The following is a 23,165-nucleotide window of genomic DNA, read 5'->3' as shown; positions in this document are numbered from 1 at the left end:
GCATAGCATGACATGGCATACTGACATAAACTTTATGGCACGTTTTGTGATGGCTTTCGGCAGATATAATTTACGCTAATGTTTCGCTACATATTAATTTTCTTCCTGTTTTTTGGCCTTGTTGCAGAAATTTATACTTACATAGCTGTAAGGACAGTAATAAAAACCAAATGGATACAATGGGCTTATCTTGCGGTTTCCCTTATTATTTTAGCCTATATAATTTATTCTTTTGTTACGTTTGACAGGTCTCACGGGCAAACAAAAAGATCGCTGTTTACCGTTGCCTTGCTGCTGCTCACCTTATTACCAAAAATGATCATTACCATTATTCTTTTAGGGGAAGATATTGTGCGTATTATAGCAGGTGGTATCAATTTGATAACTAAAGGGCGAGAAGGTGGGTTTTTACCCGAGAGGAGAAAATTTGTCAGCCTTACGGCTATGGGGCTTGCTGCAATACCTTTTCTTTCATTATTATATGGCATTGCAAAAGGAAAGTATAATTTTAAAGTGCGCAAAAAAACACTCACTTTTACCGATTTGCCTGATAATTTTGATGGTTTTATAATTACCCAGATATCTGATGTGCACAGCGGAAGCCTGGATAATGCCGAAAAAATTGAATATGCCATTAACCTTATTAATGAGCAAAATGCAGACCTTATACTTTTTACGGGTGATATAGTAAATACGTATGCGGAGGAAATGCATCCGTGGATTGATGCTTTTAATAAAATTGAAAATGCACCCTATGGAAAGTTTTCAGTTTTAGGTAACCATGATTACGGTGAATATGCCGAGTGGCCGTCACAAGCAGCAAAAGATAAAAACTTTGAGGCCATTAAAGCGCTTTATGGGCGCATAGGCTTTAAATTGTTATTGAATGAAAATGTAAAAATTAAGAAGAAAGGTCAGGAAATAGCCCTTGCCGGGGTAGAAAACTGGGGCCTTAATTTTAAAAAAGCAGGAGACCTTGAAAAAGCTTCTGAAGGGTTGACCCCCGGAGATTTTAAAGTGCTGATGAGCCACGACCCAAGCCATTGGAACAGTGTTGTTAAAAACAGCCCGCATAATTATCACCTTACTTTAAGCGGGCATACCCATGGCATGCAGTTTGGTATAGAAGTACCCCCTTATATAAAATGGAGCCCTGTACAATATATTTATAAACAGTGGGCAGGGCTTTATGAGCATTTAGGGCGTTATATTTATGTAAACCGGGGTTTTGGTTTTCATGGCTATGGCGGCAGGACGGGGATTTGGCCGGAAATTACAGTTATTACACTAAAAAAAGGTTAATTAGCAGCACCATATTGTAAAAATGCTATATTTGTATGAAATTTTCACCCAATATAGGTTGTATATTTAATTAAAACTCCTTTATGTCAAAATTCGGAGAACTTATCAGCTCAGAAGTACCCGTACTTATAGATTTTTATACAGAATGGAATGAGCCTTCGGTTTCCATGCATCCCGTAATCAGGGATGTAGCGGCTGCCCTTGGCGATAAGGCCAAAGTGATAAAAATTGATGTGGATAAAAATCAGGAACTTGCCGATGCCCTGAGGATAAAAGGATTGCCGACACTTATGATATATAAAGACGGCCAAATGGTATGGAGGCAAAGTGGCGAACTGGATGCTAACACTATAATAAGCCTTGTAAAAGAACAGGTTTAAGGTAAGGCTGCAAAATTATATCCCTTTTGTTTTAGTGTCTCTATTGTTTTTGGCAGCGCAAAGCGCAGGTTTTTTTCGGCCTTAAGGCTGTCATGAAATATAATAATGCTGCCCGCAGTAGCATTATTTATTACATTCTCAAGGCATTGCAAAGGAGTGATAGATTGGTCAAAATCGGCACTCAAAACATCCCACATTATTATCTTATACCCTTTTTTTCTAATAAAATTTCCCTGTTTGCGTTTCATCTTTCCGTACGGTGGTCTGAAAAGCTTTTGTACAGGCACCTTATTTGCAATGGTAGCTTCGCAGGCTTCCATATCATCTATATATTCTTTATAATCTGTATGCCATCCGTTTACATGGTTATAGGTGTGGTTACCTATACTGTGGCCTTCTGCTGCTACCTGCTCAAAAAGCTTAGGGTTGGCAGTAATATTTTTGCCAATGCAAAAAAAAGTAGCTTTAATATCATGCTGTTTTAAAAGCTCCAGTATCCATGTGGTAATGCCGGGTGTGGGGCCATCATCAAAAGTAAGGTATACCGTGTTACCGGTAACGGTTTTATCCCAAACGTAACCGCTAAATAACTTCTTAACTATCTTTCCGGTTTTAACCCAGTACCATTTCATAGTGTTAACTTATGTAATAAAAAAGGGATGCCGAAGCATCCTCTTTTTATTCATTATCTAACCCAAGGTGGGGAAATTTGTTTTTATACTCATTAAATGTTTTACGTGCTGCATTATACCTGTCATCATCACCGGCATCTTTCATAAGTAACAGCAAGCTACGATAACGCTCAATGCTCACATAAATGTCGCTGGCAGCACTGTTTTGGTCGCGTATGCTTAAGCCCTTATAAAAAGTAAGTTCTTCCTGGTATTTCTTTATCAGTTTATCCAGTAACTCCCTCGCCTTGGCCTTTTCACCCAGTTCATAATATCCGGCGGCAAAAGGCTCTAATAAAGTATAATAGCCAAAGTATTCTACCGGCATTTCTTTCATGGCAAGGTCTATTACTTTTTTAGCCTTATCATTTTTACCTTCATTGATAAGGTTCTCTACAAGGCGGGCCAGGTTAGTGCGGTAAGTAATACTGTTTTTACGTGTTTCAGGGTCATGGTAAATATCCGGGCTGCCGCTATTGCCCCAATCCCATGCCATAACAATGTCATACATTTTATCTGCATCAATATATCCCATATCAAGCGGGCTGCCGTCTTCAGGAATTGCTGTTTTTACCGGAATCAGTTTGTACACTAGCCCGTCCAGTTCCAGGTAATCTTTCATCCACAGGTAGTCATCATCACCAAAACTACCCCCGGTAAAATATATAGGGCGTTCCCAGTTATTGTTATAAAAAAGATCCAGCATCATCAGGCGGTTCTTGTACAATGCATCGCCTTTAATATCAATGTCAATATAAGGCACAATAGAGTCGTATAACTTTTGCGGCACCACTTTATTTTTAATAATCTGGTCTCGGTCTATAGTAATACGCAATTTGTTGGTAGGGTAAACATGTACTTTATGGCCATTGCGTAACTCTCTCGTAGTACGTGAATCATCAGATTTCAGGAATTCCAGATAATCCCCAATATCCCATCGTGCATCTGTGCCGCCCACATACAGCATATAATCGCGTGTGCCCTGCTTATACTGGTCGTGTGTAAAACTTATAGGCATTGGCTTGCTTTCATAAGCCTGGCGTTTCATCTGGTCTATATACCAGTCGGTCATAAACAGGCTGGTATTTACAATACGCACATCGGTGCGGTAACCTTCAACTTCCTGCGCATACCATAGCGGAAAAGTATCATTATCGCCAATGGTAAATAATATGGCATTTGGCTCGCACGAAGATAAGTATGCCTTAGCCATAGCCAGGGCAGTGTAGCGGTTACTGCGGTCATGGTCATCCCAGTTTTGGGAAGCCATAAGTATTGGCGCTGCCAGCATGGTAACAGCAATAACTACTGGCCCCGCAATTTTGGCTGAAAGTTTTGTTTTTATAAAATCATAAATAGCATAAGCACCAAAGCCTACCCATATGGCAAAAACAAAAAACGAACCTACCAGTGCATAATCCCTTTCGCGGGGTTCAAAAGGCCTTTCGTTAAGATATATTTTAAGGGCAAGGCCGGTGAATAAAAATAACGTGAGTAACACATAATAACTCTTAGGGTCTTTACGGGCATGAAAAGCAAGGCCTATAATGCCCAGTATAAAAGGCAGCATAAAATAGGTATTACGCGCTTTATTGTTTTTCTGGTCAGTAGTTAAATTATCCTGAGAGCCCAGCCTTATTTCATCAAAAGGTTTGATTCCTGTTAACCAGTTGCCGTCAAATTTGTCATATTTGCCCTGTATGTCATTTTGCCTTCCGGAGAAATTCCACATCAGGTAACGGAAATACATATAGTCAAACTGAAACTGGAACATAAACTGCATATTGTCCAGAAAGGAAGGTTTTTCCACAATAAGGTAACGGCTGTATTTGTTTAAAAACCGGCTGTAATCGTTCAGGTTGGCGCGGCCGGCCCTGTAGTCATTCCTAAACTGGTTTATAGATTCTTCCACCTGGTTGCGCACCTCAGCCAGAGCCCGGCCTAATTCTTCTTCATTAAGCTGGTTTAAAGGCATACCCATTTGATAAAGGTCGTCTGTAAAATCATAGGTAGGGTCTAATCTAAACTCCAGCGGATGGGTAAAGCTCATGTAATTAACCGCATGGTCAGGGCTCCACATCCTTGGCATAAAACCTTTATGGGCATCATCGGTATTTTGTTTGGCGTTCTTATAATTGTTTACAATTACGTATTTACCGGTTTTATAATCGCGCTGGTAATTGGGCTTTTCATCAAGGTAAGGGTTTTCAGTATCCAGACCGCTGTAGGTATCGCTATACATAGGGCCATAAAAAAGCTTCTGCTCACCATATTGCTCGCGGTTATAGTAGGCAAGCACCTCGGCGGCATCGCTTGGGCGGTTTTCGTTAATTACCACATTGGCATTAGCCCGTATGGGCAACATCATCCAGGTAGAAAAACCAATAAATATAAACAATACACAAAGTAATATGGTATTGTATAACGGATAGTTTTTTTTACGGGTATAGCGCAGGCCAAAATAAAATGCAGCCACTATGGCAAAAAACACAAAGAGCGAACCGGAGTTAAATGGCAAGCCAAGGGAGTTTACCATAAAAATTTCGGTTTTACCGAAAAGCGCCATAGTGTAAGGCAATAGTAACTTGAAGATGAAAAGAAGTATCGCTATGATAACAATATTGGCTATAATAAAGTTTTTTACAGTTACTACTTTATAGTTTTTAAAGAAATATATAAACCCAATGGTAGGTATGGCCAGTATAGCCATAAAGTGGACACCGAAAGACAGCCCCACAACCAATGATATAATCAGCAGCCATTTATTGCCACGCGGGGTATGCATATCCTGCCCCCAGCGCAGGCCCAGCCAAAGCAGCAGGGCTATAAATAAAGAAGCCATGGCATATACCTCTGCTTCTTCGGCATTGAACCAGAAACTATCAGAAAACGTAAAAGTTAGCGCGCCAACTGCCGAAGTACCCAATATGGCAATGGCATTATTAGTGTCAATTTCAGAAAATTTTTCTACCACACTGCGTAAAATTATGGTAGAAGACCAAAACATAAATAATATGGTAAATGCACTGGAAAATACTGACATGATATTTACCATGTAGGCCACATTTTCGGCACCGTTAGCAAACATGGCAAAAAATGCACCCATCATCTGAAACAGCGGGGCACCGGGTGGGTGTCCTACTTCCAGCTTGGCCGATGTAGCTATATATTCACCGCAATCCCAAAAACTCAGTGAAGGCTCTACGGTAATAATGTAAACAATGAGCGCAATAGCAAAAACGGTCCACCCTAAAATGGTATTCCATTTTTTATAGTTAAAAGTTATCATGTAAAGTTATATTGATCCAATATTATTCTATATGCAAAGAAACTATTTTTTGTGAATATAAAACGGAGTTCAGGTTAAAAATACCGTTGTGCTTTACGTGGCCTTTGCATTTTAAAATGATATTACTCATTTTTACGATTAAAACGGCTAAAAACAGTATTGGTTTGGTTAAATGCTTTTTTGTGGCGGTTATAAAAATCTATGTCATTATTTTGTTTTGCTATATGCAGTAAATTGCGGTAACGCTCTATATCTCCCGCAATATCATTATAATGGCTGTTTTGCCAGCTAATTTTTTGCGAGTTATAATACAACAGGTTTTCCCGGTATTTTTGCACAAGTGTTTCTAAAAGCTTACGAGCGGTTGCAATATCCCCGGTTTTATAATAGGCATCAGCAAAAGGCTGTGTAGCCAGGTAATAACCCATTTTATTTACCGGCATGTGTTTAAGTGCCAGGTCTGCTATATTATGCGCTTTCTCAATTTGCCCTTCTTCTATAAGCGTATCGGCCAGGCGGCTCATGGTGTAGCGGTAGGTAATACTGTTTCGGCGTGTTTCGGGGTCGTGGTAAATAGTGTCGTCACTACTGTTGCCCCAGTCCCAGTGCATTACTGTATCATACATGGTTTTGCTGTCTACATACCCCATATCCATTGGCCCATCATCTTGGGTTACTTCTGTTTTAACAGGAACCAGTTTATACACTACCCCTGTTAGTTGCAGGTAATTTTTCATAAAACCGAAACTTTCTTCATCAGTACTTCCCATAGAAAAGTAAATAGGCCTTTTCCAGTTATTATTTCGGATGATGTCCAGCATCATCAGGTTATTTTTGTAAATAGCACTTTCAGGAAGGTCAATGTCAATATACGCTACAATGTTATTATATTGCCCGGGTGGTACCGCTTTATTTTTAATAACAGTATCCCTGTCAACAGCAAAACGCACTTTGTTAGAAGGATAGTAATGTACCCTGTGCCCATTGCGCAATTCAACCGTGGCACGTTCATCTTCCAGTTTTATAAAGTTGATAAATTCATCTATACTAATGCGTTCATCAGTTTTAGGATAATACAGTACAAAATCCCGGTTATTGCCCACATACTGATCGTGTTTAAAAGATATGGGCACCGCTGCCGAATCATATGCCTGCCGCTTCATGGCATCAATATACCAGTCAGTTGGCAAAAGGGTATTGCAAATTACGCGTACATCAGTACGGTACCCTTCTATTTCCTGAGCATACCAAAGCGGAAAGGTGTCATTGTCACCAATGGTGAATAAAATAGCATTGGGTTCGCAGGAGTCCAGAAAGGCTTTTGCCATAGCAAGCGCAGTATAGCGGCCGGAACGGTCGTGGTCGTCCCAGTTTTCAGAGGCCATTAATACCGGGGCAGCAAACAGGCAGGTTAACAATGCTGCAGGTATGGCAATCCGGGGGCGTAATAAAGGCGCCAGTGCTTTACAAAAAGAAAATACCCCAAAGCCTACCCATAAGGCAAAAACATAATAAGCGCCAACCATTACATAATCCCTTTCGCGTACTTCAAAAGGTTTTTCGTTAAGGAATATTTTAAGCGCTATGCTGTTAATAAGGAAAAGTGCCAATAAAATATAAAAACTCTTAGGGTGTTTACGCGCGTGGTATACCAGCCCGGCTATGCCTAAAATAAAAGGCAAAAGGAAATAGGTATTACGCCCTTTGTTTTTGAGCATATCGGTAGTGAGGTGTTCCTGCGGGCCCAGGCGGGCTTCGTCAATAAATGTAATACCACTTAGCCAGTTGCCGTTTATATTATCTCCTTCCCCCTGTATATCGCTCTGTCGGCCTGCAAAATTCCACATAAGGTAACGTCCAAACATATAGCCAAACTGGTAGTTTGCCATAAAAGCCATGTTTTGCCCTAACGTGGGTTTCTCTACAATAAGTTTTTCACCATATTCTTTTAAAAAGTTATCCAGCTCCCTGTTGTCTATTTCACCTCTGTTATAGGCCGCCTTAACTTCGCCAATAAGTTGTTCGGTCTGCCCTCTTAGCTTTGCTATGGCTGCGCCGGCTTCTTCCTGGGAAATAGTGTTTATATTAACGCCATACTGTATAAGTTCGTGCGAAAAATCATAATTTGGATTTAACCGGAATTTTGGCGCACCGGCATACGCCATGTAATTAGCAGCCCTGTCAGGGGCAACCATGCGCGGCAAAATAGCTTTATGCGCACTATCTAAATTTTGACGTGCATTTTTATACTCATTCACAACCTCGTAACGATGTGTTTTATCATTACGCTCATAATTTGGTTTTTCATCAATATAAGGTTGGTTTTTATCCAGCCCGGAATATGCAGAGGTGTACAGCGGACCGTAAAACACTTTTTGCTCAGGGTATTGCTCACGGTTATAATACGCCAGTACGTCGGCAGCATCTGCCGGGTTATTTTCGTTAATAACCACATTTGCATTGGCCCGTACAGGCAGCATCATCCAGGCCGAGAAACCAACAAACAAAAAAAGTATGCATAGCAATGCCGTATTGTATAACGGAAGGTTTTTTTTGCGGGTGTATTGCAAGCCAAAATAAAAAAACGAAGCCAGTAAAAGAAACATGCATAATGTGCCGGAATGAAAAGGCATGCCCATGCTGTTTACCATAAAAATTTCGGCTTTGGCAAATAAGGCCAGTGTATAGGGCAGTAAAAAGACAAATACAAATAACAGTAATACCACTATGGCAATATTGGCTATAATAAATTTTTTTATGGTAATGGTTTTATAGTTTTTAAAATAATAGATAAGTCCTATTGAGGGAATGGTAAGCAGTGCCACAAAATGCACACCGAATGAAAAGCCTGTTAACAGCGCTATTAATAATAACCATCGGTTACCTTGTGGTTTGTGCATTTCTTCGCCCCAGCGCAGCCCGGCCCAAAGCAACAGGGCTATAAATAATGATGCCATGGCATATACCTCTGCCTCTGTGGCATTAAACCAAAAACTATCTGAAAATAAAAAGGTAAGGGCGCCTATTGCATCTGCACCAAATATCATGAAACTGTTTTCTTTTTTAAGGTGGCTGCCGTTAGGGAAAAGTTGTTTTAACAGTATGGTGAGCGACCAAAACATAAACAAAATTGTAAAAGCGCCCGAAAGTACCGATACCATATTGACCATATAGGCAATATTTTGTGGCGATGAGGCAAACAGGGCAAAAACAGCACCCAAAATTTGAAAAAGCGGTGCACCGGGCGGGTGGCCTGCCTGTAATTTTGCAGAGGTTGAAATATATTCTCCGCAATCCCAAAAACTTACGGTAGGTTCAACAGTAAGGTTGTATACGGTAAATGCAATTAAAAAAAGCAACCATCCGGTTAAGGTATTCCATTTTTTAAAAGTAATATCAGTCATGCGGGTTATGTGTTTATTGGTTTAAATTGTTAACGCAAAAAATCAAACTTTAATATTTTGTAATAAAAATTTGCATTAAAAAAATTTAGTGTTACATTTGCACCCGCAAAGAGCAATATTGGTCTATGGTGTAATGGTAACACTACTGATTTTGGTTCAGTCATTCTAGGTTCGAGTCCTAGTAGACCAACATAAAACCTCCTGGTAAATCCGGGAGGTTTTTTTGTTTTACAAGATAATGATTTACAGTAAGTAGTAATTAAAAAAGCCGGAGAAAAATTTTCCTCCGGCTTTTTTAATATTAAATTTTTGCTATACAATTATATTTTAAACGTTACCACGGGCCTCACGGCATGGTTTACAAGGTCCTCACTTATACTGCCGTTAAAAAAGTGAGCAATGCCCTTGCGGCCATGGGTACACATACCAATAAGGTTGGCATTTACCTGGTTGGCAAAATGTAATATGCCTTTTTCTACATTTACATCATTATAGATATAAGTACTGTAACCATTTTTAAAGGTAAACCCACCTGCAAAGTCATTAATAAGTTTTTCTGTAGCATGGGTAGATTTAAAGTTGTTGGGTGTGTTTATATAAACAAGGTGCAGTTTAGCATCAAAACTGTTGGCAAAATCTACAACTTTAGCAAAAGGCTCTTTTACTTCTGCATCAAAGTCAGAGGCAAATACAAAAGTATTAGGTGCAAATTCAGGCTCTTCCTTTTTAATAACAAGCACAGGTACTTCTGATGTGCGCACAACTTTTTCTGTATTAGAGCCAATAAACATCTCTTTAAACCCACTGGCCCCGTGAGACCCCATAACAATAAGGTCTATATCATTCTTTTTAGCGGTTTTTACAATGCCTTCAAATGCTTTGTCAAACTGTACATTTTCAGACACCGGTATATCCGCAAGGTATTCGGCATTTTTAATATCTTCAAAAAGCTCGTGGGCTTTTTGCATAAAAAACATAACTTCAGGTATATCAGCTCCATCAGTTACAGCATCGCTTTCCTGTCCCGGTATTTCTAAAAGGTGCAGTAAAAATATTTCGCCCCCGTTTTTGCTTGCAATCTGGGCGGCTACTTTAAGTGCATATTCAGCATGTTCGGAAAAGTCGGTCGGTACTAAAATTCTTTTCATAATTGTGTAAGTTTTAACAAATTTGGCTGTAATTAATGCGTCTAAAAATATAAATTAATTTGACATAATGCTAATGTTTTTAAATATATAAAAATTATTAGTATATTTGCGCTGTTATTTATTAAAAACTAAATAATGAGGGGACATCAAGTCCCCTCTTTTTATAACATTATGGCATTTAAAGAAAAAGTTTCGGCTTTACTGGAGCAGGCGCTTCAAGAGCGCCCCTCGCTTTTTTTGATAGACCTTACCATAAGCAGCGCCAATAAAATTTCGGTAACCATAGATGGCGATAACGGCGTTACGTTGCAGGATTGTATTGATGTAAGCCGTGCTATAGAGCATAACCTGGACAGGGAAGAAACAGATTTTTCTCTGGATGTGGCATCGGCAGGGGCAACAAGCCCGTTAAAAATACCGCGCCAGTTTAAAAAAAATATTGGGCGCACCCTAAACGTAAAGACGGTTAATGGAGATGAAACAGAGGCAGAGCTTACCGGAGCAGATGACAAACAAATTGTTTTAGAATGGCAGGCCCGCGAACCTAAAAAAATAGGTAAAGGCAAAGAAACCGTACAAAAAAAGGCAGAAGTGCCTTATAGTGATATAACTGAAGCAGTTGTAGTAATAAAATTTTAAAATAAAAATAGAGATATGATATGGAAAATATCGCTTTAATAGATTCGTTTTCAGAGTTTAAGGATGATAAGCTTATAGACAGGGTAACGCTTATGGCGATACTGGAGGATGTGTTCAGGAATGCGTTGAAGAAGAAATACGGATCTGATGATAATTTTGATATAATTATTAACCCCGATAAGGGGGATATGGAAATATGGAGAAACAGGGTTGTGGTAAATAATGGTGAAGTAGAAGACCCTAACTCTGAAATATCACTTGCCGAAGCACGAAAAATTGAGCCTGACTTTGAAGTTGGCGAGGAGGTTTCGGAAGAAGTAAAACTTGCACATTTAGGCCGTAGGGCTATACTGGCATTGCGCCAAAACCTGATTTCTAAAATACACGAGCATGATAATACTAACCTATACAGGCAATTTAAAGACCTTATAGGTGATATTTATACGGCAGAAGTGCACCATGTTAGGCCAAAAGCTGTAATTTTGGTGGATGATGAAGGCAATGAAATACTGTTGCCGAAAGAAAAACAAATACCGTCTGATTTTTTTAGGAAAGGAGATAATGTGCGTGGTATTATTGAAAGTGTTGAACTAAAGGGTAATAAACCGCTTATTATAATGTCAAGAACATCAGAAATGTTCCTTGAAAAATTATTTGAGCAGGAAATACCCGAAGTGTTTGATGGGCTTATCACTGTGAAAAAAGTGGTACGTATACCGGGAGAAAAGGCTAAAGTTGCCGTAGATTCTTATGATGACAGGATAGATCCGGTGGGTGCCTGTGTAGGTATGAAGGGATCTCGTATACACGGTATTGTAAGAGAACTGGGTAATGAAAATATTGATGTTATTAATTATACCACCAATACCCAGCTTTTTATATCACGTGCGCTTAGCCCGGCAAAAGTATCATCTATAAAACTGGATGAAGAAACCCATCGTGCCGATGTGTTCCTTAAACTTGAAGAAGTATCTAAGGCTATTGGCCGCGGCGGGCACAACATTAAACTGGCAGGATTGTTGACGGGTTATGAGCTTGATGTAATACGCGAAGGCTCACCGGCAGAAGAAGAGGATGTTGAATTAACAGAGTTTTCTGACGAAATAGAGCCATGGATAATAGAAGAATTTTCTAAAATAGGCCTTGATACTGCACGAAGCGTACTTAAACAGGATATTGCAGACCTTGTGCGCAGGACAGATCTTGAAGAGGAAACTGTTGCAGAGATAATGAGAATATTGAGGGAAGAATTTGAGGAATAACAATTAAATTTTTACAGCACATATAGTAGAAAGAAATAGTAATAATAATTTATGTCTGAAGAAAGAGCAATAAGAATAAACAAAGTTTTAAGGGAATTAAATATTTCGCTGGACAGGGCGGTGGAGTTCTTGAAAGACCAGGGGCATGAAATAGATGCCACTCCAAACGCAAAAATATCCGGAGAGGAATATAAGGCCCTTTTTAACCAATTTTCTGCCGATAAAGGTAACAAAGACGCTTCTCTTGAGGTTGTTGAAGAGAAAAGGAAGGAGAAGGAAGCGTTGCGCCTGGAGAGGGAAAAAGAGATGGAGGAGAAGAGAAGGCAGGAAGAAGAAAAGCAAAGACAGGAAGTGATACGTGCCAGGGCAACGTTATCAGGCCCTGTTGCTGTGGGTAAAATAGACCTTGAAAAAAAACCTGCGCCTTCTTCAGACACAGCTCCTGTTCCTGAACAAAAACCTGTTGAAAAACCAGCAGAGCCTCAGCCTAAAGCTGAACAGCCAAAAGCAGCAGAGCCCAAAGCACCTCAAGTTGAAAAACAGGTGAAAAAACAGGAAACGGCAGCCCCCAAGGCAGAACAGCCAAAACAGCAACAACCGCAAAGGCACGAACAACAGCCTAAGCAGCAGGAGCAAAAGCAACAGGTTCCGCAACAGCCTGAGGCCTCAGCTGATAATGCTGGAGAACAGGGGGATGATAAAATAAAAACACAGTACAAAAAATTATCCGGTACTACTTTTACAGGGCAAACAATAGATCTTTCGCAGTTTGCTAAAAAGAAAAAAGAAGACCCTAAAAAAGATCAGAAGGGAGCAAATAATGCCCAGAAAAACCAGGATAATAAAGGTAAACGCAAGCGTATAGCTCCAAAGCCACAAGGGCCGGGAGGCAACCGTCCGCAAGGCAACCGTCCTAATAATGCACCGGGCAATAAAGGCGGCAACAATAATAAATTTGGCAATAAACGCCCTGCTGTAGTAAACAAAGTAGAGCCTACTGATGAAGAGGTTAAAAACCAAATTAGGGAAACGCTTGAAAAATTACAGGGTAAGGGCAGTAAATCTAAAGCAGCCAAATACCGTAGGGATAAACGTGACTCTCACCGTCAGCGTACTGATGATGAGCAAAGGATGGCCGAAGAAGGAAGCAAAGTACTTAAGGTAACAGAGTTTGTAACCGTAGGTGAGGTAGCTACCATGATGGATGTGCCTATTACTAAGGTCATATCGGTTTGTATGTCTTTAGGTATTATGGTAACCATGAACCAAAGGCTGGATGCTGAAACACTTAGTATTGTTGCAGATGAATTTGGCTATGAGGTAGAGTTTATAACTACTGATATAGAAGAAAATAAAGAAGTAATAGAAGATGATCCGGAAGATCTTGTTTTCCGCGCCCCAATTGTTACGGTTATGGGCCACGTTGACCACGGTAAAACATCGCTTCTTGATTACATACGTAAAGAAAATGTAATAGCCGGAGAGTCAGGAGGTATTACCCAGCACATTGGCGCCTATGGTGTAACACTGGATAACGGACAGAAAATAGCATTTCTTGATACACCCGGTCACGAGGCGTTTACCGCCATGCGTGCAAGGGGTGCCCAGGTAACGGATATTGCCATTATTGTAATTGCGGCAGATGATGACATTATGCCACAAACCAAAGAGGCAATAAACCACGCACAGGCAGCCGGTGTACCTATTATATTTGCCATTAATAAGGTTGATAAGCCAACGGCAAACCCCGAGAAAATTAAAGAAAGGCTTGCCGGTATGAACTTACTGGTAGAAGACTGGGGTGGTAAAATACAATCGCATGATATATCTGCAAAAACAGGTATTGGCGTTAAAGATTTATTAGAAAAAGTATTGCTTGAAGCTGAGATACTTGACCTGAAAGCTAACCCTGATAAAAATGCAGTAGGTACAGTGGTAGAGGCTTATCTTGATAAGGGCCGTGGTTATGTTGCCACAGTGCTGGTTCAGGGTGGTACACTACGCGTAGGTGATTATGTACTTGCCGGTAAACACCACGGCAAGATAAAAGCAATGCATGATGAGCGGGGCCATAATATTAAAGAGGCTGGCCCATCTACACCTATATCAATATTAGGACTTGATGGTGCTCCTACAGCAGGTGATAAGTTTAGCGTGTATGAAGATGAAAGGGAGGCTAAACAAATTGCTGCTAAGCGTACACAGCTTATAAGGGAACAGTCTGTACGTACACAAAGGCATATTACACTTGCCGAAATTGGGCGCCGTATTGCGCTGGGGCAGTTTAAAGAGCTTAATGTGATATTAAAAGGTGACGTGGATGGTTCGGTTGAAGCACTTTCAGACTCGTTCCAGAAACTTTCTACCGAAGAGATTCAAATCAATATCATTCATAAGGGAGTTGGAGCCATTACAGAGAGTGATGTGTTACTTGCTTCTGCTTCAGATGCCATTATTATAGGCTTTAATGTAAGGCCAATGAGTAATGCCAAGCAACTCGCAGAAAGGGAAGAGATTGACATCAGGAATTATTCAATTATCTATGATGCCATTGATGACCTTAAAGATGCGATGGAAGGTATGCTTTCGCCAGAGCTTAAAGAAGAGGTTACCGGTACTGCTGAAATACGCGAAATATTTAAAATATCTAAAGTAGGTACTATTGCAGGTTGTATGGTAACAGACGGTAAAATATTCCGTAACTCTAAAATAAGGCTTATACGTGATGGTGTTGTAATATATACCGGAGAACTTGCCGCCCTTAAGCGTTTTAAAGATGATGTTAAGGAGGTAAGTAAAGGTTATGACTGCGGTATGCAGGTTAAAAATTACAATGACATACAGCAGCTTGACATTATAGAAGCTTATCAGGAAGTTGAAGTGAAAAAGAAACTTAAATAAAGTTGAAATTCATAAAGAAAAAATCCCGGAATATTCCGGGATTTTTTTATGTTTACAAGTAATATAATAGCGTGGTTTATTTTGATACTAAAAAAAATACTTATACCCTTATCTTATTACTACATACTGGCACCATCAGGCCTGTTTTTATAAAACTGAAATTTCAACCCGATGGATTTTAACGAAGCAGAAAAGTTTATATTGAAAAAGCTTGGCAGTGACTTGCCGCATACCCTCACTTATCATAATATTGATCATGTAAAAGATGTATTAAAGGCCGTAAACAGGCATGTTGAAGCTTCTGCCGTTAACGCGAAAGATGCAATATTGCTTCGTACCGCGGCTCTTTTTCATGATAGTGGCTTTACAGTTCAGGCAGCAGGGCATGAAGAGATTTCGTGTAGCATTGCACAAAAATATCTGCCTGGGTTTAAGTATACGCCAAAACAGATAGAAAGAATCTGCGGTATGATACGGGCAACTAAAATACCACAGCAACCAAGAAATAAACTTGAAGAAATTATTGCCGATGCCGATCTGGATTACCTTGGGCGTGATGATTTTTGGGAAATATCAAACCGCCTTTTTACAGAGCTTAAAACAAGCGGCATTGTAAACACAGAACAGGAATGGAACAAGATACAGGTACGGTTTTTTGAATCTCATAAATATGCTACCGGCCTGGCGCAGCAATGGCGTAACAAAAAAAAGCAAAAAAACCTCGAAGAAATTAAATCTAAAATTATTGACAGTATATAATGAATACAAGCACTACAAAATTAAAGCTTAAGGATACTTTATCAGATTACATTTTTATAGCACTGGGTATATTGTCTATAAACTTTGCATTAAAAGGGTTGTTGGTGCCCAATCATTTTTTTGATGGCGGTGTTACCGGTATGGCGCTATTGCTTCATGAAACATACCATATAAATATAGCGTTCCTTATTTTTGCTATTAACCTTCCTGTAATTTTGGCAGGTTATAAACTTACTGGTAAAAAATTTGTCATAAAAACTACTATTTCAATATTAATACTGGGTATGTGTATTTTATGGCTGCCGGTACCTGTTATTACACATGATAAGCTTATAATTTCAATGTTTGGAGGGTTTTTTATAGGTATGGGCGTAGGTTTGGGTATGCGTGGTGGCTGCGCTTTAGATGGTATAGAAATACTTGCTGTTTATACCGGTAAAAAAGTTGGCTTTACCATGAGTGAAATTATTTTGGGGCTAAACCTTATAATTTTTACTGTGGCTGCTATGTTTTTTGGGCTTGAAACCGCTTTTTACTCTATGCTCACTTATTATGTAGCCTCCAGAACCATTAATTATGTGGTAGAGGGTGTACAGGAATTTACGGGTGTTACCATAGTTTCGGGTAAAAGCGAAGAAATAAAAGCCTTTTTGGTATTGCACATGGATAAAGGGATAACTGTTTATAAAGGCGAGCGCGGCTTTATGAAAAACAGCTTTGAGGTAAGTGCGGATTGTGATATTATTTATACAGTAGTAACCCGCCTGGAGGTACGGCGCCTTAAAAATGCAGTTCATGAAATAGACCCTGCTGCATTTATATTTTCAGGTTCTGTAAAAGAAACAGCCGGAGGCATACTTAAACGCAAATCCGGCCATTAAGTTCTATTTGTTAGGTTTTATAAGCAGGGCATAAGGATATTTCTCTTTAACCTCTGTCAGTTTTTTTTCCGCTTCAATACGCGAACTAAAACTGCCAACCCATACTTTGTAGGTAGGGCTCTCGTATACTATTGTGCCGTCCAGATCTTTATAGTCTTTTTTAAATTGTGTAAGTGTTTTACGAGCCTTGGCATTTTCACCATAAAATATTTGTATTTTATATTTGTCGTTAACAATTATATTAGGGTTTATCTTACGTTTTTCATTCAGCAATTCTTCAAAGCGATTGTCTTGCTCAACAGAAATTCCTCCTTGTTGTGCTACCGTAGTATAATTGAATAAAATACAAAATAATAAAGCTAAAAATGCGGTTTCAGGTTTTAATATTCTCATAATGAAGTGTTGATTACAACAAATGTACAACATATTATTATTGCTATACAAGACGTGTTTATTTAGAACAATTATAAATTATGCTTTAAGAATTATTTAAGGTTTGATAATAACAATCAAGTCGTATTTTTGTGAGAGTTTTTTAAAAAGCAAACGTGTAAATACTATTATTAGTATATGTCTTTAGCTAATAAAAACCGTACCAAAATCAGTCGATAATCATTTTTAATATGAAAAAAGTGGGCAACCATACTTCGATTTCAAGAATTTTATTTTTCTGCCTGGCGTTTTCGCTATCTTTTTCTTTCTCATCTTATGCTCAGGAACAGGCTGCTGATCCTGCTGCCGAAGCAGTTTCTGCTGAGGCACCTGCCGGAGATGCTGGAGGAGACGCAGCAAAAGGGAAAGAACTTTTTAATGCTAACTGTGCTGCTTGTCATAAGCTTGATGCTAAGTCCACAGGGCCTGCGCTGCGCGATGTGGCCGATAGGCATGACCGCCAATGGCTGTATGACTGGATTCATAACAGCAGTGCTATGATTAAGGCGGGAGACCCTGCTGCTGTAAAGTTATTTGAAGAAAATAACCATACACAGATGACGGCATTTCCGCAATTATCAACGCAGGATATTGATAATATTTTAGCATATACTTCTGAACCGCCTGCAACTGCGGCTACTCCATCTGGAGGTATGGCTGTTGATAATAATGCTGATTCAGGCTCCGGTGTTTCTAATAACCTGGTGTTGGGGGCGTTGGTTTTAGTGTTGCTGGTGTTAATTGTTATGCTTGTTTTGGTAAACAGGACGTTGACAAGGGTTGCTAATTCAAATGGTGTGGTTATTGAGAAAATGCCATCTGTTTCGGTTTGGCAGGCGTATGTTAAAAACCAGTTTCTTGTTTTGGTTACTACTGTATTATTAATACTTGTGGGTGCTTATGGTTTATATGGTTACCTTATGCAAATTGGTGTTGACCAGGGATATGAGCCGATACAGCCAATACACTTCTCTCATAAAATACACGCTGGTGATAATGGTATAGATTGTAAGTACTGCCACTCTTCTGCAAGGGTGAGTAAAACTTCGGGTATACCATCTTTAAATGTGTGTATGAACTGTCATAAAAATATAGCTGAATTCCAAGGTGATAAAGATTCTACTTATGTAGACTATTCAAAAGACTATTACACTGGTGAAATTCAAAAATTATATGCTGCTGTGGGTTGGGATAAATCAACCCAGTCTTATACGGGTAAGCAAACCCCGGTTAAATGGGTAAGGATACATAATCTGCCTGATTTTGTTTACTTTAACCACTCTCAACACGTTTCGGTTGCAGGTGTTGCATGTCAAACTTGCCACGGCCCTGTAGAAACGTTTGAAATAATGAAACAGCATGCGCCTCTTACCATGGGCTGGTGTATAAATTGCCACCGCGAAACTAATGTTAAGGTAGAGGGTAATGAATACTATGCAAAAATCCACGAAGAGCTTGCCAAAAAATATGGTGTAGACAAGATTACCGAAGCAGACATGGGCGGTACGGAATGTGGTAAATGTCACTATTAATAAATTAAAGAAGCTAATATCCAGATACAACATGGCATCAAACAAAAAATACTGGAAAAGTGTTGAGGAGCTAAATGGAAATAGTCCTATTGTTGATAAGCTGAGAAACAATGAGTTTGTTGAAGAAATACCCACAGATGAATTTCTTGGCGACAAAGATAAGTTGTCATCATCTTCAACAAGCCGTCGTGACTTTCTAAAATATGTAGGCTTTAGTACTGCTGCTGCATCTTTAGCAGCCTGCGAAGGCCCGGTAATTAAATCGATACCATACGTAGTACAGCCGGAGGAAATTATTCCCGGAGTGGCTGATTATTATGCAACTACTATTGCAGACGGTTTTGATTTTGCTAACATTTTGATTAAAACCCGTGAAGGGCGCCCTATAAAGGTTGAAAAAAATACCCTTGAGGGGTCTAAAATATATCCTAATGCCAGGGTTTATGCGTCGGTGCTTACTATGTATGATACCATGCGCTTAAAACAACCAAAGGTAGAAGGTAAAGATGCAAGCTGGCAGGAGGTTGACGCCAGGGTTAAAGCGGGTCTTTCTCAGGCTGCGGCTTCTGGTGGGCAGGTAGTAGTGCTTACAGGCACTACGGCTAGTCCTTCAACAGAAAAAATTATTGCTGATTTCGGGGCTAAATATCCCGGGTTTAAACATGTAATTTATGATGCCGTTTCTTCATCTGAAGCGTTGGATGCTTTCCAGCAGGTATATGGTGAAAGGGCTCTTGCAGATTATGATTTTAGTAAGGCAGATGTTATCGTTTCTGTTGGTGCTGATTTTCTTGGCGACTGGCAGGGAGGTGGATATGATTCAGGTTATGGCCTGAACCGTATTCCGAAAAATGGTAAAATGTCTAAGCATATTCAGTTTGAGGCTAATATGTCGCTTACGGGTGCTAATGCCGATAAGCGTGTGCCGCTTACTGTAACCCAGCAAAAATATGCTCTTGTAGCTGTTTATAATGCCGTAACGGGTGCCTCTGTTGGTGTTCCTGCGCTGGATAAGGCTGCTGCAGATGCTGTTAACAAAGCTGCTCAACAGCTTAAAGCTGCGGGTTCTCGTGGTGTATTTGTTACCGGCCTTGATGATGTTAACGCTCAGCTTTTAGCTATTGCTATAAATAATGCATTAAATTCTCAGGCATTTAACCCTGCCGGTGCCCGTATGGTGCGTAAGGGTGATGCTAAAGCGGTAACGCAACTTGTTAATGATATGAAGGCAGGCAGTGTACATACGCTTATAATGAGTGGTGTTAATCCTGTTTATACCTTGCCAAATAGCGATGAGTTTGCAGAAGCCCTTAAAAAGGTAAAGCTTTCGGTTGCTTTCAGTATGAAAGAAGACGAAACCGCTTCAAAAACTACTGTAGCTGCTGCTGCACCGCATTATTTGGAGTCTTGGGGAGATGTAACTATAGCCAAAGGTTATTATTCAGTTACACAGCCAACGATTCGTCCTCTTTTTGATACAAAACAAGTACAGGATGCCCTCCTTTCCTGGAGCGGTAATCCACAATCATATTACGATTTCCTAAAAGGTTTCGGTACGCAATACTCAGGCGGAAAATCATGGAACCAGCTGGTGCATGATGGTGTTGCTTCAGATGCTGCTGCCGCTACTACTGCTTCAACCCCTGCTACAGGAGGTTTTGCCGGAGCTGCTTCTCAGCTTGCTTCAGCTAAGGCTGCTGCAGGAGCATTTGAACTTGTGTTATATACCAAAACAGGTATGGGAGATGGCCAGCAGGCCAGTAACCCATGGCTTCAGGAATTTCCTGATCCTATTACAAGGGCCTCTTGGGATAATTACCTTACCATGTCTGCTGCCGATGCAGAAGCTTTAGGTGTTGAAAACTGGAATGTTGACAACGGCGGGCTTAACGGTAGCTATGTAAGTGTAGAGGTTGCAGGTAAAAAACTTGAAAAAGTTCCTGTAATTATCCAGCCGGGACAGGCTAAAGGTACTGTAGGCCTTGCATTGGGCTATGGCCGCAAGGACGGCATGAAAGAAGAAATGGTAGTAGGTGTTAATGCCTATAACTTATATACCAACTTTAAAGCAGAGCAAACCGTTAAGCTTAGCAAAGTAAGCGGTGAGCATGAGTTTGCTTGTATTCAGCTTCAGAGAACGTTAATGGGCCGTGGTGATATTGTGAAAGAAACCACGCTTAAAGAATATAATGAAAAAGATGCTTCTGAGTGGAATGAAGTAGCCCAGGTTTCTTATGACCATCAGGAAGTGCCTGCTACAACTATTGACCTTTGGGAAGGCTTTGACAGGAGCATAGGCCACCACTTTAACCTTTCGATAGACTTAAATGCCTGTACAGGTTGTGGTGCATGTGTAATTGCCTGCCATGCCGAAAATAATGTGCCTGTAGTGGGTAAATCAGAAATAAGGAGAAGCCGTGATATGCACTGGTTGCGTATAGACAGGTACTATTCTCACGAAGATACTTTTGAAGGAGATGTAGAGCTTAAGGAAAATACCAGTGGCCTGCTTAACTCTAAGAGGACGTTTGAAAAAATGGAAAACCCTGCCGATAACCCGCAGGTTGTATTCCAGCCGGTAATGTGTCAGCATTGTAACCACGCACCTTGTGAAACGGTGTGTCCGGTTGCGGCAACATCACACGGTCGCCAGGGGCAAAACCACATGGCTTATAACCGTTGTGTGGGTACGCGTTACTGTGCTAATAACTGTCCTTATAAAGTGCGCCGTTTTAACTGGTTCCTTTACAGTGAAAATAATGAGTTTGATTATCACATGAACAATGACCTTGGCCGTATGGTACTAAACCCAGATGTTGTAGTACGTTCACGCGGGGTAATGGAAAAATGTTCACTTTGTATACAAATGACGCAGGCTACCATACTTAAAGCTAAACGTGAAGGCAGGCCTGTTGATAAAAATGAGTTCTATACAGCCTGTTCAGAGGCTTGTGGCAGCGGTGCTATGGTGTTTGGTGATATCAATAATAATGAAGATACCGTTACAAGACGTAAAGAAGACGAGAGGTCTTACCACCTTCTTGGCCATATAGGTACACAGCCAAATGTGTTTTATCATGTAAAAGTGAGAAATACATAGTAGTAAATAGTATTAATAAAGAACAAACATAAATTAGGATTATGTCGTCTCATTACGAAGCACCCATTAGAAAACCTTTAATTATAGGTGACAAAAATTATCACGATGTAACAGTTGATGTTGCAAGGCCTGTTGAAGGAAGGGCTAACAAGCAGTGGTGGATTGTATTTTCCATCGCGCTTGCCGCATTCCTTTGGGGGGTTGCCTGTGTTGCCTATACAGTGGGTACCGGTATCGGTACATGGGGGTCAAACAGAACAGTAGGCTGGGCCTGGGATATCACCAACTTTGTTTGGTGGGTAGGTATCGGCCACGCCGGAACACTTATTTCTGCAGTATTGCTTTTATTCCGCCAAAAATGGAGAATGGCTATTAACCGATCAGCAGAGGCCATGACCATTTTCTCGGTAATACAGGCAGCTATGTTCCCGGTATTTCACATGGGCCGCCCCTGGTTAGCATATTGGGTTATGCCAATACCAAACCAGTTTGGTTCTCTTTGGGTTAACTTTAATTCACCACTGCTTTGGGACGTATTTGCAATTTCTACTTACCTTTCTGTATCGCTGGTTTTCTGGTGGACAGGTTTGCTACCTGATTTTGCAATGCTAAGGGATAGGGCTGTAACACCTTTTACAAAAAGAGTATATTCAATATTAAGTTTCGGATGGAGCGGCCGTGCTAAAGACTGGCAGCGTTTTGAAGAGGTTTCTCTTGTTCTTGCAGGTCTTGCCACCCCACTGGTACTTTCAGTACACACCATTGTATCTTTTGACTTTGCTACTTCGGTAGAGCCAGGATGGCATACTACCATACTTCCGCCTTATTTCGTTGCTGGGGCAATTTTCTCGGGCTTTGCCATGGTAAATACCCTGCTTATTATTATGAGAAAGGTATCTAATCTGGAAGCTTACATTACTATTCAGCATATTGAACTTATGAATATCATTATCATGATTACAGGTTCAATTGTGGGATGTGCTTATATAACAGAATTATTTATAGCATGGTACTCTGGTGTAGAATATGAGCAATATGCTTTTCTTAACCGTGCCATGGGGCCTTACTGGTGGTCTTATGTATTGATGATGACCTGTAATGTGGTTTCTCCGCAGGTAATGTGGTTTAAAAAGATCAGGACCAGTATTATGGCTTCATTTATAATCTCTATTGTGGTAAACGTAGGTATGTGGTTTGAGCGTTTTGTAATTATTGTTACCTCACTCCACAGGGATTACCTGCCATCATCATGGACCATGTTCCAGCCTACTTTTGTAGATGCCGGTTTCTTTATAGGTACTATTGGTTTCTTCTTTGTGTTGTTCCTGCTTTATTCAAGAAGCTTCCCGGTTATTGCACAGGCTGAAGTAAAATCAATCATGAAAACATCCGGCGAAAAATATAAAAAGCTGCATGAAGCACACGACAACCATTCACATTCAGAAAATAATCATCATTAATAGCT

The 23,165-nt window shown here is 40.1% G+C and carries 15 protein-coding genes and 1 tRNA gene; 11 read left to right on the top strand and 5 right to left on the bottom strand.

All coding sequences use genetic code 11. The features are described 5' to 3' along the window. The first annotated feature begins 78 nt into the window (after positions 1 to 78). Together ABS766_RS01775 and ABS766_RS01770 are read left to right on the top strand one after the other, a co-directional pair. Positions 79 to 1,302 (top strand): metallophosphoesterase, encoded by a 1,224-nt coding sequence (locus ABS766_RS01775; protein WP_408083368.1) that lies wholly within the window; start codon positions 79 to 81, stop codon positions 1,300 to 1,302. An 83-nt stretch (positions 1,303 to 1,385) separates the two neighbouring features. After that, positions 1,386 to 1,682, top strand: coding sequence for a thioredoxin family protein (locus tag ABS766_RS01770; protein ID WP_408083367.1), 297 nt, complete (start codon positions 1,386 to 1,388; stop codon positions 1,680 to 1,682). Here ABS766_RS01770 and ABS766_RS01765 read toward each other — a convergent pair. The 3 genes from ABS766_RS01765 to ABS766_RS01755 all read right to left on the bottom strand — a co-directional run bounded on the left by ABS766_RS01765 (position 1,679) and on the right by ABS766_RS01755 (position 9,046). Then, positions 1,679 to 2,314 carry a polysaccharide deacetylase family protein gene (locus ABS766_RS01765; RefSeq protein ID WP_408083366.1) on the bottom strand — a complete coding sequence of 212 codons (636 nt, stop codon included), beginning with the start codon at positions 2,312 to 2,314 and terminating at the stop codon, positions 1,679 to 1,681. The two genes, ABS766_RS01770 and ABS766_RS01765, sit on opposite strands and share 4 nt — an antisense overlap. A gap of 46 nt (positions 2,315 to 2,360) precedes the next feature. Then, entirely contained in the window at positions 2,361 to 5,642 is a 3,282-nt protein-coding gene (locus tag ABS766_RS01760; RefSeq protein WP_408083365.1) for a protein O-mannosyl-transferase family, read from the bottom strand. Between the two features lie 122 nt (positions 5,643 to 5,764). Beyond that, positions 5,765 to 9,046, bottom strand: coding sequence for a DUF2723 domain-containing protein (locus ABS766_RS01755; protein WP_408083364.1), 3,282 nt, complete (start codon positions 9,044 to 9,046; stop codon positions 5,765 to 5,767). Between the two features lie 119 nt (positions 9,047 to 9,165). On the opposite strand from ABS766_RS01755, the gene ABS766_RS01750 reads away from it, so the two are divergent. After that, positions 9,166 to 9,236: transfer RNA gene (locus ABS766_RS01750), tRNA-Gln, on the top strand. A gap of 130 nt (positions 9,237 to 9,366) precedes the next feature. Here the strand turns inward: ABS766_RS01750 and ABS766_RS01745 are convergent. Beyond that, on the bottom strand, positions 9,367 to 10,194 hold the full coding sequence (locus tag ABS766_RS01745) for a universal stress protein (RefSeq protein WP_408083363.1): 828 nt from the start codon (positions 10,192 to 10,194) through the stop codon (positions 9,367 to 9,369). A 171-nt stretch (positions 10,195 to 10,365) separates the two neighbouring features. Here ABS766_RS01745 and rimP point away from each other — a divergent pair, with 171 nt between their 5' ends. From rimP to ABS766_RS01720, 5 genes are all read left to right on the top strand, one after another. Beyond that, positions 10,366 to 10,833 (top strand): ribosome assembly cofactor RimP, encoded by a 468-nt coding sequence (gene rimP / locus ABS766_RS01740; protein ID WP_408083497.1) that lies wholly within the window; start codon positions 10,366 to 10,368, stop codon positions 10,831 to 10,833. Between the two features lie 20 nt (positions 10,834 to 10,853). After that, positions 10,854 to 12,095: a transcription termination factor NusA gene (gene nusA, locus ABS766_RS01735; protein WP_408083362.1), complete on the top strand. Its 1,242-nt coding sequence runs from the start codon at positions 10,854 to 10,856 to the stop codon at positions 12,093 to 12,095. Between the two features lie 51 nt (positions 12,096 to 12,146). Beyond that, positions 12,147 to 14,996, top strand: coding sequence for a translation initiation factor IF-2 (gene infB, locus ABS766_RS01730; protein WP_408083361.1), 2,850 nt, complete (start codon positions 12,147 to 12,149; stop codon positions 14,994 to 14,996). Between the two features lie 171 nt (positions 14,997 to 15,167). Next, positions 15,168 to 15,755, top strand: a complete 588-nt coding sequence (locus tag ABS766_RS01725) for an HD domain-containing protein (protein WP_408083360.1) — start codon at positions 15,168 to 15,170, stop codon at positions 15,753 to 15,755. Beyond that, positions 15,755 to 16,636 carry a YitT family protein gene (locus tag ABS766_RS01720; RefSeq protein ID WP_408083359.1) on the top strand — a complete coding sequence of 294 codons (882 nt, stop codon included), beginning with the start codon at positions 15,755 to 15,757 and terminating at the stop codon, positions 16,634 to 16,636. The genes ABS766_RS01725 and ABS766_RS01720 overlap by 1 nt, the downstream gene beginning before the upstream one ends. 3 nt (positions 16,637 to 16,639) lie before the next feature. Here ABS766_RS01720 and ABS766_RS01715 read toward each other — a convergent pair whose 3' ends face one another. Further along, entirely contained in the window at positions 16,640 to 17,029 is a 390-nt protein-coding gene (locus ABS766_RS01715) for an SPOR domain-containing protein (RefSeq protein ID WP_408083358.1), read from the bottom strand. Positions 17,030 to 17,259: 230 nt separating this feature from the next. Between ABS766_RS01715 and ABS766_RS01710 the strand changes: the two genes are divergently transcribed. Genes ABS766_RS01710 through nrfD form a run of 3 tightly spaced genes read left to right on the top strand, consistent with a single transcriptional unit; the run spans position 17,260 to position 23,160 of the window. Beyond that, positions 17,260 to 18,600: a c-type cytochrome gene (locus ABS766_RS01710; protein ID WP_408083357.1), complete on the top strand. Its 1,341-nt coding sequence runs from the start codon at positions 17,260 to 17,262 to the stop codon at positions 18,598 to 18,600. Positions 18,601 to 18,631: 31 nt separating this feature from the next. Continuing rightward, positions 18,632 to 21,700, top strand: a complete 3,069-nt coding sequence (locus ABS766_RS01705) for a TAT-variant-translocated molybdopterin oxidoreductase (RefSeq protein ID WP_408083356.1) — start codon at positions 18,632 to 18,634, stop codon at positions 21,698 to 21,700. A gap of 41 nt (positions 21,701 to 21,741) precedes the next feature. Continuing rightward, positions 21,742 to 23,160, top strand: coding sequence for an NrfD/PsrC family molybdoenzyme membrane anchor subunit (gene nrfD / locus ABS766_RS01700; protein ID WP_408083355.1), 1,419 nt, complete (start codon positions 21,742 to 21,744; stop codon positions 23,158 to 23,160). The last annotated feature ends 5 nt before the right edge of the window (positions 23,161 to 23,165 follow it).

This window comes from Flavobacterium rhizosphaerae (assembly GCF_046000445.1).
GTDB lineage: Bacteria > Bacteroidota > Bacteroidia > Flavobacteriales > Flavobacteriaceae > Flavobacterium > Flavobacterium rhizosphaerae.
The sequence above is the reverse complement of the archived record's forward strand: the minus strand, read 5'-3'. Positions and strand labels throughout refer to the sequence as shown.

Coding starts and splice junctions, on each gene's coding strand:
- ABS766_RS01755 (WP_408083364.1), bottom strand. CDS start 9,046: ATGACTGATATTACTTTTAAAAAATGGAATACCTTAACCGGATGGTTG.
- ABS766_RS01745 (WP_408083363.1), bottom strand. CDS start 10,194: ATGAAAAGAATTTTAGTACCGACCGACTTTTCCGAACATGCTGAATAT.
- ABS766_RS01770 (WP_408083367.1), top strand. CDS start 1,386: ATGTCAAAATTCGGAGAACTTATCAGCTCAGAAGTACCCGTACTTATA.
- ABS766_RS01725 (WP_408083360.1), top strand. CDS start 15,168: ATGGATTTTAACGAAGCAGAAAAGTTTATATTGAAAAAGCTTGGCAGT.
- nrfD (WP_408083355.1), top strand. CDS start 21,742: ATGTCGTCTCATTACGAAGCACCCATTAGAAAACCTTTAATTATAGGT.
- ABS766_RS01760 (WP_408083365.1), bottom strand. CDS start 5,642: ATGATAACTTTTAACTATAAAAAATGGAATACCATTTTAGGGTGGACC.
- ABS766_RS01705 (WP_408083356.1), top strand. CDS start 18,632: ATGGCATCAAACAAAAAATACTGGAAAAGTGTTGAGGAGCTAAATGGA.
- ABS766_RS01720 (WP_408083359.1), top strand. CDS start 15,755: ATGAATACAAGCACTACAAAATTAAAGCTTAAGGATACTTTATCAGAT.
- ABS766_RS01715 (WP_408083358.1), bottom strand. CDS start 17,029: ATGAGAATATTAAAACCTGAAACCGCATTTTTAGCTTTATTATTTTGT.
- ABS766_RS01775 (WP_408083368.1), top strand. CDS start 79: ATGTTTCGCTACATATTAATTTTCTTCCTGTTTTTTGGCCTTGTTGCA.
- ABS766_RS01710 (WP_408083357.1), top strand. CDS start 17,260: ATGAAAAAAGTGGGCAACCATACTTCGATTTCAAGAATTTTATTTTTC.
- infB (WP_408083361.1), top strand. CDS start 12,147: ATGTCTGAAGAAAGAGCAATAAGAATAAACAAAGTTTTAAGGGAATTA.
- nusA (WP_408083362.1), top strand. CDS start 10,854: ATGGAAAATATCGCTTTAATAGATTCGTTTTCAGAGTTTAAGGATGAT.
- ABS766_RS01765 (WP_408083366.1), bottom strand. CDS start 2,314: ATGAAATGGTACTGGGTTAAAACCGGAAAGATAGTTAAGAAGTTATTT.
- rimP (WP_408083497.1), top strand. CDS start 10,366: ATGGCATTTAAAGAAAAAGTTTCGGCTTTACTGGAGCAGGCGCTTCAA.